The 16181-nt window shown below is 55.9% G+C and carries 12 protein-coding genes; 3 read left to right on the top strand and 9 right to left on the bottom strand.

The genetic code is table 11. From position 1 onward, the window contains the following. Positions 1-24: 24 nt before the first annotated feature. A complete protein-coding gene (gene mpl, locus JTI98_RS07660) occupies positions 25-1404 on the bottom strand; it encodes a UDP-N-acetylmuramate:L-alanyl-gamma-D-glutamyl-meso-diaminopimelate ligase (RefSeq protein ID WP_044327510.1) in 1380 nt (459 codons plus the stop codon). A gap of 175 nt (positions 1405-1579) precedes the next feature. On the opposite strand from mpl, the gene fbp reads away from it, so the two are divergent. Then, entirely contained in the window at positions 1580-2578 is a 999-nt protein-coding gene (gene fbp / locus JTI98_RS07655) for a class 1 fructose-bisphosphatase (protein WP_042999215.1), read from the top strand. A 74-nt stretch (positions 2579-2652) separates the two neighbouring features. Here fbp and JTI98_RS07650 read toward each other — a convergent pair whose 3' ends face one another. The 5 genes from JTI98_RS07650 to ytfQ form a co-directional block, all read right to left on the bottom strand. Continuing rightward, entirely contained in the window at positions 2653-3765 is a 1113-nt protein-coding gene (locus JTI98_RS07650; RefSeq protein WP_072200586.1) for a methyl-accepting chemotaxis protein, read from the bottom strand. 81 nt (positions 3766-3846) lie between these two features. Next, positions 3847-4848, bottom strand: a complete 1002-nt coding sequence (gene yjfF, locus JTI98_RS07645; protein ID WP_042999214.1) for a galactofuranose ABC transporter, permease protein YjfF — start codon at positions 4846-4848, stop codon at positions 3847-3849. After that, entirely contained in the window at positions 4835-5857 is a 1023-nt protein-coding gene (gene ytfT / locus JTI98_RS07640) for a galactofuranose ABC transporter, ATP-binding protein YtfT (RefSeq protein ID WP_042999213.1), read from the bottom strand. Before ytfT ends, yjfF begins: the two co-directional genes overlap by 14 nt. 13 nt (positions 5858-5870) lie before the next feature. Beyond that, the gene (gene ytfR / locus JTI98_RS07635; protein ID WP_042999212.1) at positions 5871-7373 is read right to left on the bottom strand and encodes a galactofuranose ABC transporter, ATP-binding protein YtfR; all 1503 of its coding nucleotides are present in this window, start codon (positions 7371-7373) and stop codon (positions 5871-5873) included. 145 nt (positions 7374-7518) lie between these two features. Continuing rightward, entirely contained in the window at positions 7519-8475 is a 957-nt protein-coding gene (gene ytfQ / locus JTI98_RS07630; protein ID WP_044327512.1) for a galactofuranose ABC transporter substrate-binding protein YtfQ, read from the bottom strand. Between the two features lie 307 nt (positions 8476-8782). On the opposite strand from ytfQ, the gene ppa reads away from it, so the two are divergent. After that, complete coding sequence (ppa, locus tag JTI98_RS07625; RefSeq protein ID WP_042999210.1) at positions 8783-9313, top strand: inorganic diphosphatase; 531 nt, start codon at positions 8783-8785, stop codon at positions 9311-9313. A 165-nt stretch (positions 9314-9478) separates the two neighbouring features. On the opposite strand, the gene JTI98_RS07620 is transcribed toward ppa, so the two are convergent. The 3 genes from JTI98_RS07620 to tamA are packed head-to-tail and all read right to left on the bottom strand — an operon-like array spanning position 9479 to position 15335. Continuing rightward, positions 9479-9823: a gamma-glutamylcyclotransferase gene (locus JTI98_RS07620; RefSeq protein ID WP_042999209.1), complete on the bottom strand. Its 345-nt coding sequence runs from the start codon at positions 9821-9823 to the stop codon at positions 9479-9481. A gap of 2 nt (positions 9824-9825) precedes the next feature. Continuing rightward, positions 9826-13605: an autotransporter assembly complex protein TamB gene (gene tamB, locus JTI98_RS07615; protein WP_216082097.1), complete on the bottom strand. Its 3780-nt coding sequence runs from the start codon at positions 13603-13605 to the stop codon at positions 9826-9828. Beyond that, positions 13602-15335, bottom strand: coding sequence for an autotransporter assembly complex protein TamA (tamA, locus tag JTI98_RS07610; RefSeq protein WP_216082096.1), 1734 nt, complete (start codon positions 15333-15335; stop codon positions 13602-13604). Before tamA ends, tamB begins: the two co-directional genes overlap by 4 nt. A 214-nt stretch (positions 15336-15549) precedes the next feature. On the opposite strand from tamA, the gene msrA reads away from it, so the two are divergent. Further along, the coding region (gene msrA / locus JTI98_RS07605; protein ID WP_216082095.1) for a peptide-methionine (S)-S-oxide reductase MsrA at positions 15550-16181 on the top strand (632 nt) is incomplete at its 3' end.

The raw sequence follows: 16181 nt of genomic DNA, 5'->3' as shown, positions 1-16181 counted from the left end.
CATCAGCGCCACCGGGCATTTTTCTTACTCTTCAGCTTCCGCTTCGGCTTTCTTCGCCAGACCATCCAGCAGTTTCTGGTGAATTCCACCAAATCCGCCGTTACTCATCACCAGAATGTGATCGCCCGGCTGCGCCGTTTTCACGATCATCTCTGCCAGCGTATCCACATCCCCGCTCCAGTGAGCAGGCTGAATGCAGGCGTCCGCCACTTCCGCGACTTGCCACGGAATATGCGGTGGTTGCAGCAGATACACTTCATCTGCGCGGCCCAATGACGGTGCCAGGTCATCTTTGCACAGCCCCATCTTCATGGTGTTGGAACGCGGTTCCAGCACGGCGATGATGCGCGCCGTGCCGCCTACTTTTCCGCGCAGCGCCGCAAGCGTTGCCAGAATCGCCGTTGGGTGATGGGCAAAATCGTCGTACACCGTGACGCCGTTTGCTTCACCGCGCAGTTCCAGGCGGCGACGGGCATTAATAAAAGATCCCAGCGCCTGAGCCGCATCCGCCGGTTGGACGCCAACATGACGGGCTGCGGCGATTGCCATCAGACCGTTGTGCATGTTGTGCTCACCGACCAGCGACCACTTCACGTCGCCGACCTTCTCACCGTCCAGCCACACTTCCCATTCAGAAGCATCGACGTTCAGCTTTTTCGCCTGCCAGTGGCCCTGCTCGCCCACCAGTTCCTGTTCGCTCCAGCAGCCCATCGCCATCGTCTGCTTCAGGTTAATGTCGTGTTCAGGATAGATGATCCGCCCCTGCCCCGGCACAATGCGGACCAGATGGTGGAACTGCTTCTGGATCGCTTTCAGATCGTCAAAGATATCCGCATGATCAAACTCAAGGTTATTGAGGATCAACGTACGCGGGCAGTAATGTACGAATTTAGAGCGTTTATCGAAGAAGGCGCAGTCGTACTCATCCGCTTCAATCACGAAGAAGTCGCTTTCGCCCAGACGCGCAGAAACGTCAAAGTTCCCCGGCACGCCGCCAATCACAAAACCGGGTTTGTAACCGCAAGCGTCCAGAATCCAGGTCGCCATGCCGGCGGTCGTGGTTTTACCGTGCGTTCCCGCAACGGCCAGCACCCAACGATCGCGCAACACAAAGTCATGCAGCCACTGCGGGCCGGACATGAACGGAATGTTTTTCTCCAGCACCGCCTCAACGCACGGATTCCCACGGGTCATGGCATTGCCGATGATCACCAAATCCGGCTGCGGGTCGAGTTGACTGGGGTCATAACCCTGAATCAAATCAATGCCCTGATTCTCAAGCAAGGTACTCATCGGCGGATACACATTGGCGTCCGAACCCGTTACTTCATGACCGAGCGAGCGCGCCAGCATCGCCAGACCGCCCATGAACGTGCCACAAATTCCCAAAATATGAATGCGCATACGTCACTATCCTAATTTAACCCAGGGGGCATTTTACGCATATGTCAGCCAAGTGAGAAACGCATTTCAGGATAATCCGTAGTTTGCTGGCGCGATTCACCTGAGCGCAGCCACTGAAATATTTGTTAAGATTGTTACGGTCGCTTTACTCCATATTAATTGCAGGGAAAGTGTTATGAAAACGTTAGGTGAATTTATTGTCGAGAAGCAGCACGAGTTCTCTCATGCTACAGGTGAGCTCACTGCGTTGTTGTCGGCAATAAAGCTGGGCGCCAAGATCATCCACCGCGATATCAACAAGGCCGGTCTGGTCGATATCCTGGGTGCCAGCGGTGCTGAGAACGTACAGGGTGAGGTTCAGCAGAAACTCGACCTGTTCGCGAACGAAAAACTGAAAGCTGCACTCAAGGCGCGTGATATTGTCGCGGGTATTGCCTCTGAAGAAGAAGATGAAATCGTCGTTTTCGAAGGCTGTGAACACGCGAAATACGTGGTGCTGATGGACCCGCTGGATGGATCGTCCAACATCGATGTTAACGTCTCTGTCGGGACCATTTTCTCTATCTACCGCCGCGTGACGCCTGTCGGCACGCCGGTCACGGAAGAAGATTTCCTGCAACCAGGCAACAAGCAGGTTGCTGCGGGTTACGTGGTTTACGGCTCTTCCACCATGCTGGTTTACACCACCGGCTGCGGCGTCCACGCCTTTACCTACGATCCGTCGCTGGGTGTGTTCTGCCTGTGTCAGGAGCGGATGCGCTTCCCGGAGAAAGGCAACACCTACTCCATTAACGAAGGCAACTACATCAAATTCCCGAATGGCGTGAAGAAGTACATCAAGTTCTGCCAGGAAGAGGATAAATCCACGCAGCGCCCGTATACCTCGCGCTACATCGGCTCACTGGTTGCTGACTTCCATCGTAACCTGCTGAAAGGCGGGATCTACCTTTACCCAAGCACCGCCAGCCACCCGGACGGTAAACTGCGTCTGCTGTACGAGTGCAACCCAATGGCATTCCTTGCGGAGCAAGCGGGCGGCAAGGCGAGCGACGGGAAAGAGCGTATTCTGGATATCACGCCGGAAAGCCTGCACCAGCGTCGTTCGTTCTTCGTCGGCAACAACCATATGGTTGAAGATGTAGAACGCTTTATCCGGGAATTCCCGGACGCCTAAAACCCTTGCCGGATGGGCTGACGCTTTATCCAGCCTACACGCTAAACGCCTCTCCCCGGAGAGGCGTTTTTCTGTCAGGCGGTCTGCAATTTAAACGACGCCATCGCTTCAATCAGCGCGTGCGACTGCTCTTCCAGCGATCGGGTTGCCGCAGAAGACTGTTGTACCAGCGCCGCATTCTGCTGCGCCGTTTCATCCATCTGACTCACCGCAATATTCACCTGTTCGATACCGCGACTCTGCTCCTGCGACGCACTGGCGATTTCCCGCATCAGTTTGGTCATCCGCATGACCTCGCTGGCAATCTCATCCATCGTTTCGCCCGCCTGCATCGCCAGATCGCTGCCCTCTCCCACTTGTGACTGCGAGTCGCCAATCAGCGTACGGATCTCTTTTGCGGCCTCCGCGCTGCGGCTAGCCAGATTACGCACTTCGCCCGCCACCACGGCAAAACCGCGTCCCTGCTCTCCCGCGCGCGCCGCTTCAACCGAGGCGTTCAGCGCCAGAATATTGGTCTGGAATGCAATCCCGTCGATCACGCCAAGAATATCGGCGATACGATTAGCACTCCCGGAAATGTCGCGCATTTTTTCAATGACATAACAGACCATTTCACTGCCGCGATCGGCGGTATCAGAAACCGATTTCGCCAGTTGATGCGCCTGATCGGCGTTTTCCGCATTCTGTTTCACCGTTGCGGTAAGCTCCTCCATGCTGGCGGCAGTTTGTTCCAGCGAGGTCGCCGTCGATTCGGTGCGTGTCGCCAGATGAATATTGCCCGCCGTCAGTTCACGACTGCCGGTGTCTATCTGCGAACTGGCATCGCGAACGCGTCTGACAGATTCACTCAGCGCCATGCGCATCCCTTCAAGCGCGGCCTGCAGGCGATTAAACTCGGCGCTGGCATAACGGCTTTCTGCCGCCGACAAATCTCCCGTCGCCAGGCGTTCCAGTTGTTCAACCACATTATCGAGCGGTTTCAGCAGTTTATTACGCAATAACAGCCAGACCACCGCCAACAGGGCGATGGCCGTCAGCGTCGTCGCGGTCATCACTCCGTAATAAATCCATGAGGTAATGATTCGCGTGGAGGCGTAAATCCCCATGCTGCCTGTTAGCAGCAATAACAGGGTAATAAGCGACAATAAAACCAACAGGGTATTTCGTAGGGAGAGGGATTTTGGCATCGTTATTTTCCGGTTGTAAGATATACAGAAACTATCGACAACAACCGGAAAAAGTTTAGGTGTTTAAGTAAAATCTGTGTCTCACTTCGGCGTCGCGGCCGGGCCGACTCGTGTTACCGGCGAGCTCTGTCGATTTTCCCAAAGCACCGTCAGACCGCGCTGCAACGCAATGAAAATAAATAACAAAACGCCAATGGCAATTTTCGTCCACCATGAACTGAGCGTGCCGTCGAAGTTAATGTAGGTCTGGATCAGCCCCTGAATCGCCACGCCAAACAGCGTTCCAAGAACCGTACCGACCCCACCGCTCAGCAACGTACCACCGATCACCACCGAAGCGATCGCATCCAGCTCTACGCCCACTCCCGCCAGCGCGTAGCCAGCCTGGGTGTAAACAGAAAAGACAATCCCGGCCAGCGTCGCCAGCCCGGTTGACAGCATATAAATGCGGATCGTGGTGCTACGGGTGGAAATCCCCATCAGGTTCGCCGATGTCGCATTCCCGCCAATGGCATACACCTGATTGCCAAACCGGGTGCGATGCGCGAGGAAAATCCCAATGACCACCACCGCCAGCATCAGCAGGCCCATCGCGCTCAGACGCCCACCGCCGGGGATTTTCCACGCCAGGCTGGAAAGCGTGTCATAGATGGGATGGTTAATCGGGATCGACTCTTCCGATACCAGGTAACTGACCCCGCGCAGGAAAAACATACCGGCAAGCGTGATGATAAACGCCGGGATCTTCAGCGCATCAATCAGCAACCCCATGAACGCGCCAAACGCGCAGCCCATCGCCAACACCAGCGGAAACGCCAGTAACGGCGAGATCCCCCAGTAGCCGATGGCCTTCGCCAGGAATACACCGGTGAAGGCGATCACCGATCCCACGGAGAGATCGATCCCACCGGAGAGGATCACAAAGGTCATCCCCACGGCGATGATCCCCAGGAAGGCATTATCGGTCAGAATGTTGCAGATCACGCGCGTGGAGGCAAAGCCTGGAAACTGCGTCAGACAATAGAGATAGCCCAGCACGAAAACCCCGAGGGTGATCATTAACGGTAAATTACGTTTTATCACGACCACGCACTCCTTTTAGCAAACTGATAAAGCGCTGTGACTGCACAATCAGTACGCACAGCACCACGATGGCTTTGACCACCTGGTTCATCTCCGGCGGAAACCCGGACAGCAGGATCCCGGTGTTCATCCCCTGAATGATCAGCGCGCCCACCACTGACAGCAGCAGATTAAAGCGCCCGCCCATCAGGGAACCGCCGCCGATCACCACCGCCAGAATGGCGTCCAGCTCCAGCCACAAGCCGGCGTTGTTGGCATCGGCACCGCGAATATCCGCCGTGACGATAATCCCGGCAATTGCTGCGCACAGCCCGCTCAACACATAGGTGAGCATAACGATGACTCGTGTGTTGACGCCGGCATTTTTCGCTGCCCGGATGTTAATCCCCACCGCTTCAATAAACATCCCGAGCGCCGTTCGCCGGGTCAACAGCCAGAACAGCAGCAGCGTGATCAGCGCGATAATCACCGGCGTGGGAAACAACAACAGCGAGCCGCTGCCGAACCAGGAGAGCGTGGGCGAGTTGAAGGTGACAATCTGTCCAGAGGTGATCAGTTGCGCCACGCCGCGACCCGCCACCATCAGGATTAGCGTGGCGACAAACGGCTGAATTTTGAGGATCGCCACCAGGACGCCGTTCCACAGGCCAGCCAGCACGCCGGTCCCCAATGCGGCAAGCAGGACCACTGGCAGGCTGTGACCGGCGACGGTCATCGCCGCGGTCGTGGCGCCGGCAATCGCCATCACCGCGCCAACGGAAAGGTCAATGCCCCCGGTGGCAATAACCAGCGTCATCCCTATCGCCAACAGCGCGACGGGAGCGGCGCGATTCAGGATATCGATCGGGCTGCCGAACAGACGACCGTCCTGCAATATAATCTGGTAAAAGTGGGGGGCGACGAGGCTGTCCACCAACAGCACCAGCAGCAGCGCAATCAGCTGCGGCATACCGGTCGGCCAGCGAAAGCGTCGCTTTGGCGGCGTGGTTTGCGGGAGAGATTGGGGCATCACAAGAGTCTCCTTACGCCGCGATGGCGTTCATGATCGCCGGAACGGACAGTTCAGCCAGCGGGATCTCCGCCACCTGTTTGCGGTCACGCATGATGATCACCCGATCCGCATAGCCTACCAGTTCCTCCAGCTCCGAGGAGATCACCAGCAGCGCCAGACCATCGGCGCACAGCGTTTCGATCAGGCGGATGATCTCGGCATGCGCGCCTACGTCGATCCCTCGCGTCGGTTCATCGAGGATCAGAAACTGTGGTTTAGTCAGCAGCCAGCGCGATAGCAGCACTTTTTGCTGGTTGCCGCCGGAAAGAAACTCGATCGGCTGTTCTGCGCTGGGGGTGCGAATGCCAAGCTGACGGATAAACCGCTCGGCAATGTCGTTTTGTTCTTTGCGCGCAATCGGCCGCAACCAGCCGCGCTGGGCCTGCAATGCCAGGATGATGTTTTCGCGCACCGAGGCGGCGGCAATAATACCGTCCGTTTTGCGATCCTCCGGACAAAAACCGATCCCCAGGCATGATGCCTGATGAGGGGATCGCAGCGTCTGCGGTTTTCCTCTGATCAGCGCGCTGCCGCTGTCCGCCGGTTTGATACCGAAAATCACCTCGGCCGTTTCGGTGCGCCCGGATCCAAGCAGTCCCGCCAGACCGACGATCTCACCAGGTCGTACTTCGAGATCGAACGGGGAGATCGTCCCTTTCTTACCGAAACCTTTGAACGCGGCCACCGGTTTATCACTCAACAAGGTACGCCCCGCACGCTGTAGCGCATGAGTGTCCAGCTCGCGTCCCAGCATCATTTTGACCAGTTCAATCTGCGGCAGCTCGCGGGTTTCCCGGCAGCCGACAAAACTGCCGTTACGCAGGACGGTGATCCGATCGCTGACCTGATAGACCTGATCAAGAAAATGGGTGACGAAGATCAGACTCACGCCGCGATCGCGCAGATGCCGCATTAAGCCGAACAGCATCTCAACCTCTTGCGTATCGAGACTGGCGGTAGGTTCATCAAGGATCAGAACTTTGGCGGAAAGATCGATCGCCCGGCAGATCGCGACGATCTGTTGCATCGCCACCGAATAGCGGTTCAGCGGTTCGCGCACGTCGAGGGAAAAACCGTAAGACGCCATTAGCGCCGTAGCGCGCTTTTCCATCTCTTTGCGCCGTAGCAGGCCAAATCGACGCGGTTCACGACCAATAAACAGGTTATCCGCCACCGACATATTCGGCAGCAGGTTCACTTCCTGATACACCGTGCCAATGCCCAGCTGTTGGGCATGTGCGGTATTTCTGGGGGAGATGGCACTGCCTTCCAGCCAGATACTACCGCGATCGGCATGATAGACGCCGGTCAGTGCTTTAATGAGCGTGGATTTTCCGGCCCCGTTCTCGCCGAGCAGCGCCATAATTTCGCCGCGACGCAGACTGAAATCGACGTTATCCAGCGCTTTGACGCCAGGAAAGAATTTACTTAATCCCTCTGTACGGAGGATCTCCTGGTGTTGTTCCGCGATCATAATAGCCCTCCGCGACAAGAGTGTGGCTCTGGAGGCCCGTAGGCCGGATAAGGCGGTTACGTTGCCATCCGGCAGAACCTTTGCCTGATGGCGCTTCGCTTATCAGGCCTACGGTGTTAGGTATGCCCCCAGAAAGGGTCTGAACTTAGTAGCCCATGTTTTTCTTCTTCTCTAACTCTTCTTTCGCGGTATCCGGCAGATACAGCGTCGACTTGGTGATCGTGACCTTCTCAGGCATCGTGCCATCTTTCTTGAACTTCTCGAGCGCGTCGAAGGCCGGGCCTGCCATGTTCGGCGTCAGTTCAACGCTGGCATTCGCTTCACCGTCGATCATCGCTTTGTAGATGTCCGGTACGCCGTCAATAGAGCCGGTCAGAATATCTTTGCCCGGTTTCAACCCCGCTTCTTTGATCGCCTGGATAGCCCCGATCACCATGTCATCGTTATGGGCATAAACCATGCAGATGTTCTTGCCGTTGTTCTCGGCTTTGATAAAGCTCTCCATCACCTCTTTACCTTTACTACGGGTAAAGTCGCCGGACTGAGAGCGGATAATTTTGATGTTTGGTGCTTTGGCGATGGCTTCAGCAAACCCTTTCTTACGGTCAATCGCCACGCTGGCCCCGACGGTACCCTGCAGCTCAACCACATTACACGGCTTGCCGTTCACCTCTTTGATTAGCCAGTCGCCGATCAGTTGACCTTCCAGCACGTTGTTAGCGGTGACGGTGGTCATATAGAGAGATTTGTCTTTGACATCGATGGAACGATCGAGCAAGAAGACCGGGATCTCAGCATCTTTCGCTTCCTTCAACACCGGCTCCCACCCTGTTGCCACTACCGGCGCAATAAAGATGGCATCGACGCCCTGAGCGACAAAGGAACGCACGGCTTTAATCTGGTTTTCCTGCTTTTGCTGACCGTCAGCGATTTTCAGCGTGATGCCGCGCTTCTCGGCCTCGCTTTTCGCCACGTTGGTCTCTGCGGCGCGCCAGCCGGACTCAGAGCCGACCTGCGAAAATCCTACGGTTAATGGGGCGGCCATGGCCATAGACGACATGACTGCCGAAACTGCTGTGACGATAAGTAAGCGCTTCCACATAACTGTGTCCTCGTAGGGTAGGTTATTGTTGGTTAAGAAACAGTCGCGAAAAAACTATAGACAATCGAACATGTAACGGATTGCGTTACATCACACTTCAAAAAAGTAAATAGAACGTTAATCACAAGTTTGTAATCGCTTTCATTTACCTATGAAAAAAGCGGCTGAAGATATGGATTTTTCTGTCATGCGAGTGGTCTGAAAAGACCAGCGGGAGACGAGTGAAAACGAAATCAGGCGGAGACATTCGGCGCGAGATAGCTATAATACTCGCCACTTGTTTACGACACAGTTAAAGGAAACAGACATGAGCTTACTCAACGTCCCTGCGGGTAAAGACCTGCCGGAAGATATCTACGTTGTTATCGAGATCCCGGCTAACGCCGATCCGATCAAATACGAAGTCGACAAAGAGAGCGGCGCACTGTTCGTTGACCGCTTCATGTCCACTGCGATGTTCTATCCGTGCAACTACGGTTACATCAACCACACCCTGTCCCTGGACGGTGACCCGGTTGACGTACTGGTCCCGACCCCGTATCCGCTGCAGCCAGGCTCCGTTATCCGTTGCCGTCCGGTTGGCGTACTGAAAATGACCGACGAATCCGGTGAAGATGCGAAACTGGTTGCTGTACCGCACACCAAGCTGAGCAAAGAGTACGATCACATCAACGATGTGAACGACCTGCCGGAACTGCTGAAAGCGCAGATCACGCACTTCTTCGAGCACTATAAAGATCTCGAAAAAGGCAAATGGGTGAAAGTCGACGGTTGGGACAACGCTGAAGCGGCGAAAGCTGAAATCGTTGCCTCCTTCGAGCGTGCGGCGAAGAAGTAAGTCGTCCTGTCGAGCGAAGCCCCGCATGTCGGGGCTTTTTTGTGTCCGTAAACGCGAGTCACCGCCACCAAAAACTACGCCACCCGAAGGTGGCGTGGTAAAAGTGCTGGCAAACAAGGAAATGCCTGATGACGCTACGCTTATCAGGCCTACCCTGCGCGCTACTCAGTACTGGTCTCGGTCTAACCAGTTACCGCTTTCGATCAGTGTTAATCCCTCCACCGGGCGCTGGTACACGTACATCCATGCACTGCCGTACGGCGTCTGGATCAACTGGCGTGCGTATTCACCGCCTCGGGTGCGCAGCGCATCCAGTTCGGCCAGAGTGGCGTTATCAATACGATAAACCTCACCGTGTACCGTTCCGTTCCCCGGAACTGCGCCTGGATAGTGGCCCAGGCTATACAACTGGTAGTTATCGATACTGTAATCGCCCAGCAACTGGGCGTTGGTCATCCAGTGGCTGTTGCCTTGTTTGGTTCGTAAACTGCCGTAGACAAATATTCGCATTGCTAAAACTCAAACTGATAGAGCAAATCCAGTGCCTGATCTACGCCAGACACGGCTTCCAGATATAGCTTAGGCATCAGGCGATAACGTAACGTGAGTGTCGCCAGTGAGTCAAATATACCCACACCATATTTCACTTGCAGACCTGGCAGTACGTATCCGCTGACGACCACCTGGGAGGAGTCGCCCACCCCCTGAGTATCCAGTGCCAGATTGCTTACGCCAAATGTCTCCCCGATTTTACCCACAACCTGACCACTTTGTGCAACCCCCAGGCCAATAAGCATGGAGGTCATCGCCGCACTGTCGCTCTGATCGCTGCTCAGACCCTGGCCGCGCAACAGATAAGAGAGCGCTTCCTGCTGCGACATTGCCGGATCAGAGAAGATCTCAGCCTTCGGTTCATCTGCCGTTCCGGTGACGCGAACACCCGCGATCACGTCATCTTCGGTGGCTTCCGGGTTACGAATAGCTTCGATATTCAGCAACGGTTGGTCCGGCGGTCCAGAGAACAACAGTTCGCCTTTCCGCACAATCAGATCCTGACCGTAGGCGTGGAAACGGCCTTCCGGAATGTTGATCTGCCCGTTCAGCCCCAGCCCTTGCTTATCCTGCACCACGTTCAGATCGCCTGTCAGACGAGCTTTCAGACCAAACGCATTCATCCGCACGTTGTTACCCACATGCACAATCAGATTGCTGTTGATCGGGATCCCGGCGCTCTGCGGCTTCTCAGGTTGCAGGTCGTTATTGAGCATCACTTCATCGCTGGAGACGCCCACCGCGCTCTCTGGCAAGTCATGAACCACAATACGCGCCCACGGCACGTCCACCCGGCCATCGAGAGTGAACAGACTCGGCGTCGCTTCAAACACGACATCCGGAGAAACATCCAGTCGCACCATCGGTGGTACGGTGATACGTACCCTGCTGCCTTTCGCCGCCACACGCGCACGCCAGTTGTCGATCTGACTCCAGTCCGCGTCGCCGCTTAAGTTGATCTGCCCCTGCTGGGTTCGTATCACCCCGGCAAGCGTCGAGCGGGTACCGTTGAAATTCATCGCCAGTTGGCTCGGCTGCATATCAAACGGCATAAAGTTGCCGTCGATATCCAGCCCGCTTAGTTGCAGTTGCCCAAACATTTGCGGGCTCTGTACATCGCCGCCCAGACGGAGATTGGCGCTCAGCATCCCCGCCGCCTTTTCGCCGCGCGCGAAGATCGGGTTGACCATCGCCAGATTCACGTTGCGAATGTTGACGTTGCCGCCCAGGTTACGACGCCCCTGCGGATCGGTCACCTGCACCTGTCCGTCAAGCTGACCATTATTGGTCAGGCGGATCAGCCAGCCCAGTTCTGCACGATTGTTGCGCAGATCGGCCGTCACGTTCAGGGTATCGAACGCCAGCGGCAGCGGCGCATCGTTCACCGTCTGCGTCACCTTCACGTTACGCCCGGAGAGCGTAACATTACCCTGAGGCAGCCCTTCTTTGGTGGTGTCCCACGAAACGTCCGCTTTGCCAGTAAATACGCCACTGGCCTGCGTCGCCTCCGGCATAAACGGTTTCAGCATCGCCAGATCAAAGCGGTTAAGATTCACTACCGCCCGCCCTTCGGCACCCGCATCGATGGTTTGCGGCACGCACAGTTCAGCATTCGGATTTGCCCAGCAGTGCGGCCCGATACTGATTTTCTGCTCTTTGTTACGATAGTCCAGCGCGATGGGGCGCGTCAGGGTCAGCGGCCCAACCGGCGTCTGGAAACGGGTATTGCTCAGCGATCCTTTCCAGCGCTCTTCTTTACGATCAAAACTCCCCGCCAGATCGAGCTGGCCGGAGACCGGCTCGCCCTGAACACGTAATTGCAACTCGTGCTGCTTCTCGCTGCCTTTGGCGTTCAGGGTCACAAGGTTGATGTTCACGTCGGGCTGCGAAATACGTTCAACCCGTACACTGAGGTTACCGGCAATCTGATCCGTCGATTTGATATCGCCTTCCACGCGCACCTGCGCCACGGACAGTTCCTGCCAGCGCAGCCCGCGGGCGGTGATATCCGCCAGCAGTTGCGGAGCGTCGACGGTACCGCGCACCTTGACCAACCCTTTTGCCGTACCACCGAGTCCCGGCAGCGCGTTGTCCAGTCCCGGCGCGTCGATAGTCGCATCCAGATTGAGATCTTTCACGCCCAGCTCGCCTTTCACGTCGGCGCTGTTTGGTCCCAGTTCCAGATGCAGGCCCGGAATGGTCCACTGCAAATAGCTGTTGCCTTTCAGCGATCCGTTAACGTTAACCTTGTTCTGCTTAACGTTCCCGGTCAGTTTCAGCTCCGGCACGTCCATCTGCCAGGTGCCGCCATACAGGCTGCCCCGGGTTTTGATCAGGCCATTGAGCTTCGACGGCCAGTCGGGGATCTCTTTCGCGGTGTTGATGCCGTCCAGCGTCAACTCTCCTCGCCAGCTGATCGCCTGTTGCCAGTCCACCAGCGCTTTCAGCTCGGTTTTCCCTTCCAGCGCCGCCACGGTGAGTTTATCGAGATTAATTTGCTGTTCGTTGCCTTTCGCATCAAGGGTAATGGTCGCTGGAGGAATATCCTGCCCTTTCACCGCCGTACGCATCGACAGCGTGTAGTCCGTCATCTTGCCGGTGAGCTTGAGCTTGATATCGTCGGCCTGGAACTGTTTGTCACCGGTAAACGGCCAGTAAATCTGCTTACTGACCACCTCCAGATTCAGCGGCAGGCCGGCTTCCGCCAGACGCGTCTGGGCACGCAGATCCATGTCCACCGGCCCGGAAAGGTTAACACCCACTTCCAGTTGTTCACGCAGCGCCCCACCCACCTTCAGCTTCACCTTCTCGCCTTTCAGCGGATCGACGTTCAGCGTGCTGTTCAGGCTGATGTCTACCGGCCAGTTATTGGTCAACTGGGCCGTACCGCTGGCATTCACCGTACCCTGACTGGAGTCGATATCGAGCGCATCGAGCTTCATGTTGCCGTCGATGCTGCTTACTTTCAGCAGCAGGTTATACACCGTCAGGTCAGTATCGCCGGTGATACGCAGTTGTTCGCCTTTAAACGCTTCAATATTGAGATTGAGCGGCAGATGAACGTCCGTCATCTCCGGCAGAACCGGCTGCGAAAACAGATCTTTCAGCGTTTCACCAAGCGGTTTTTCATCCGGCTGCGGGTTCTGGATCTTCGGCTCGACCACTTCTTCCTGAGCCACCTCCGCCACTTTCGGCAGTGCGATCAGCAATCCCTGTAACGACGTGGGTTTCAGGGTCAGATCCTTCTCTTGCCAGTGCAAGCCGGAGGTAAAATCCATCACCGATACGATGGTGTCATCGATTTTAATATTGACGTTATTGAGCGCCACGCGAGAAAGCGTGATCGGATACGGCGTGGAGAGATTCAGCGGCCCGCTATCCTCTTCTTCCTCTACCTGCTCAGAAGGCGGCATTTTTTTACTGTCGATCGCCACATTAATGTCTTTGAGCGACAGATCGTTCACGCACAGGCTGCTGTTCCACAGGCAATTCAGCCCGACCGCCAGATGCACTTCCCCGGCGTTAACCGCTACACCAGGCTGGTCAAAGCGGATATTTTTCAGCGACAAATCACGCCAGCCGCCGGTGACCTGACCAATTTCCAGCCCCGGAACCCAGCGATTCGCCGCATTGAAGATCAAATGCAGGCCGGTTGTTGTTCCGACCAGAAACGCCACCGTTCCCAGCAACAGCAGGAAAAAAATCAGGATGCCGAGGCTTATCTTCTTCCATAAACTCATAATTCAGGCCCCAGACCGATGTAAAACTGTAAACCGTGTTCCTCTTTGTCGCCGACCGGCACGGCAAAATCGAGCTTGATCGGCCCGACCGGAGACTGCCAGCGTACCCCCACCCCGGCGCCGGTTTTGAAATCGCTTTTGCGGATATCACTGACCGCTTCACCGCTATCGACAAACATCGCCCCCCACCATTTACCGGTCACGTTGTACTGGTATTCCAGCGATCCGGTCACCAGCTTCGAGGCCCCTTTCAGATCGCCGTTGCTGTACTTCGGAGAAATGGATTTGTATTTATAGCCGCGAATACTGCGGTCTCCCCCGGCGAAGAAACGCAGGTCCGGTGGCACCTTGTCGAAATCACCGGTTTCGATCCAACCCAGGTTGCCACGCGTGACGAAACGATGACGATCGTACAGGGTACGGATCCAGACGTTTTGCGCCTGAAAGACCGAGAAGTCGACATCAGAGCCCCAGGCGGTGTTGGAATAATCAATAGAGTAACGCTGGGAATCGCCCCAGGTGGGCATCAGTCCGCCGCGCGAACGGGTTCGGCTGATCATCACGCCGGGATAGAGCAGCATGGTGGTGTCAGTGACTTCACCCTGCGTAAAGTGGTCAAGGCTCCAGCGCAGGTTAATGGCGCGCTGCCAGCCGCTGGACAGGTCCCAGTAGCGGGAAACCGCAAGCGTGGTGGAGTCCTGTTCGGTATCGTTAAGATCGGTACGCTTAAAGCCGCCCTGTACCAGATAGTACTGCTCCAGCGGGTTCTTCAGCAGCGGCATTTTGTAGCTGAAATCCAGTTGCTGTTCAGGCGATGAGATACTGGCGCTGGTCGTCAGGCTGTGACCGTAGGAGTTCATCCACGGTTTTTTCCACGTGGTCTTCACGCGCGGCCCCACGTCGGTGGAATACCCCACCCCTGTCTCAATGGTGTTTTCCGTTCGCGGTGAAACCACCCCCTTCAGCGGCAGTACTTTGGTTTTTCGCGCTTTGTCGAATTCGGGCGCCACAACCACGGAATTAAACCAGCCAGTCGCCGAGAGTCGACGGTTCAGCTCGCCGAGATCTTTTGACTCGTATGCATTCCCTTCTTTAAAGGGCACCAGATTTTGCAGATACTCCTCGCGGATCTGCGAACCTTCAAAGGAGACGTGACCAAAGCGATAACGTTCACCACTGTCGTAATCGATATCCCAGAACGCCTGATGGCGATCAAGCGCAATACCCAACTGGCTCTTATTAAATTCGCTGTCGAAATACCCTTTACGTAGCGCCACGCTGGTGAGGGATTTTTTAAAGCTGTCATAATCCCCATGATCGAGCACCGTACCGATTGCCGGACGCGTTTTCAGCAGATCCAGGTAATCTCTGTCGGTACGCGCGCCGCCGCGTAAAATGACTTCTGTTCCACCAATGCGCACCGGTTCACCGGGTGTCACTTTGGCCACCAGCACCTGACGCCCTTTCGCCGGAGGCGGACGCAGATCGAAATCGATGGTCGGTTCATAATAACCGAGCGCCTTCAGCCCTTCCCGGATAGCGTCATCCACGCGCGCGCGAAAACGCCGATCCGGCGTGACTTCATCACTCTGGATTGTTGAGAGTTGTGCCCGGACGTTTTTCTCCAGTTCTCCTGATAGCCCTTCGACCTGTAGACGGACGTTCGCGGCAAAAGCAGAACTACTCAAACACAGCAGGCTCACCCAACATAACTGACGGATATGTGGCACTTTTTCTCCTGAAATCCCTTATTTCCACCCCTGGAAAAAAATCATAACGCCGATCCACGGCTTAACAAAAACCCAACAATTGGGGTTGAAAAACAGACGACACCCCAAATATTTCTTATGTTTACTGTAGACGTATTCGTAACGGATATTGTGTGCAAATACGCGTCTTGTTACAACCTTAACCCCAATTACTGATTTTCGGGAGAACGGCACCATGAGTTTATTTGATAAAAAGCATCTGATTTCACCGTCAGATGCCCTCCCTGGGCGCAATACCCCGATGCCCGTGGCGACGCTGCATGCCGTCAACGAACACTCGATGACAAATGTCCCCGAAGGGATGGAAATCGCCATTTTCGCCATGGGTTGTTTCTGGGGCGTGGAGCGGTTGTTCTGGCAACTGCCTGGCGTTTACAGCACCGCGGCAGGATACACCGGTGGCTATACGCCCAACCCCACCTACCGGGAAGTCTGCTCCGGTGAAACGGGCCACGCCGAAGCGGTACGCGTGGTGTACGACCCGGCGGTCATCAGTTATGAGCAATTGCTGCAGGTGTTCTGGGAAAACCACGATCCGGCTCAGGGCATGCAACAGGGCAACGACCACGGCACTCAGTATCGTTCGGCTATCTATCCGCTGACGCCGGAACAGGACAGCGCCGCGCACGCCAGTCTGGAGCGTTTCCAGACCGCCATGCGCGCTGCGGGCGACGACCGCCCTATCACCACCGAAATCAGCAATGCGACGCCGTTCTATTACGCTGAGGACGACCACCAGCAGTATCTGCACAAAAACCCGTACGGCTACTGCGGTATCGGCGGGATTGGCGTCTGTTTACCCCCTGG

Origin of the sequence: Citrobacter sp. MGH 55 (genome assembly GCF_016906145.1) — a bacterium.
Taxonomy (GTDB): domain Bacteria; phylum Pseudomonadota; class Gammaproteobacteria; order Enterobacterales; family Enterobacteriaceae; genus Citrobacter_A; species Citrobacter_A amalonaticus.
This window is presented reverse-complemented; position numbering and strand designations above follow the sequence as displayed.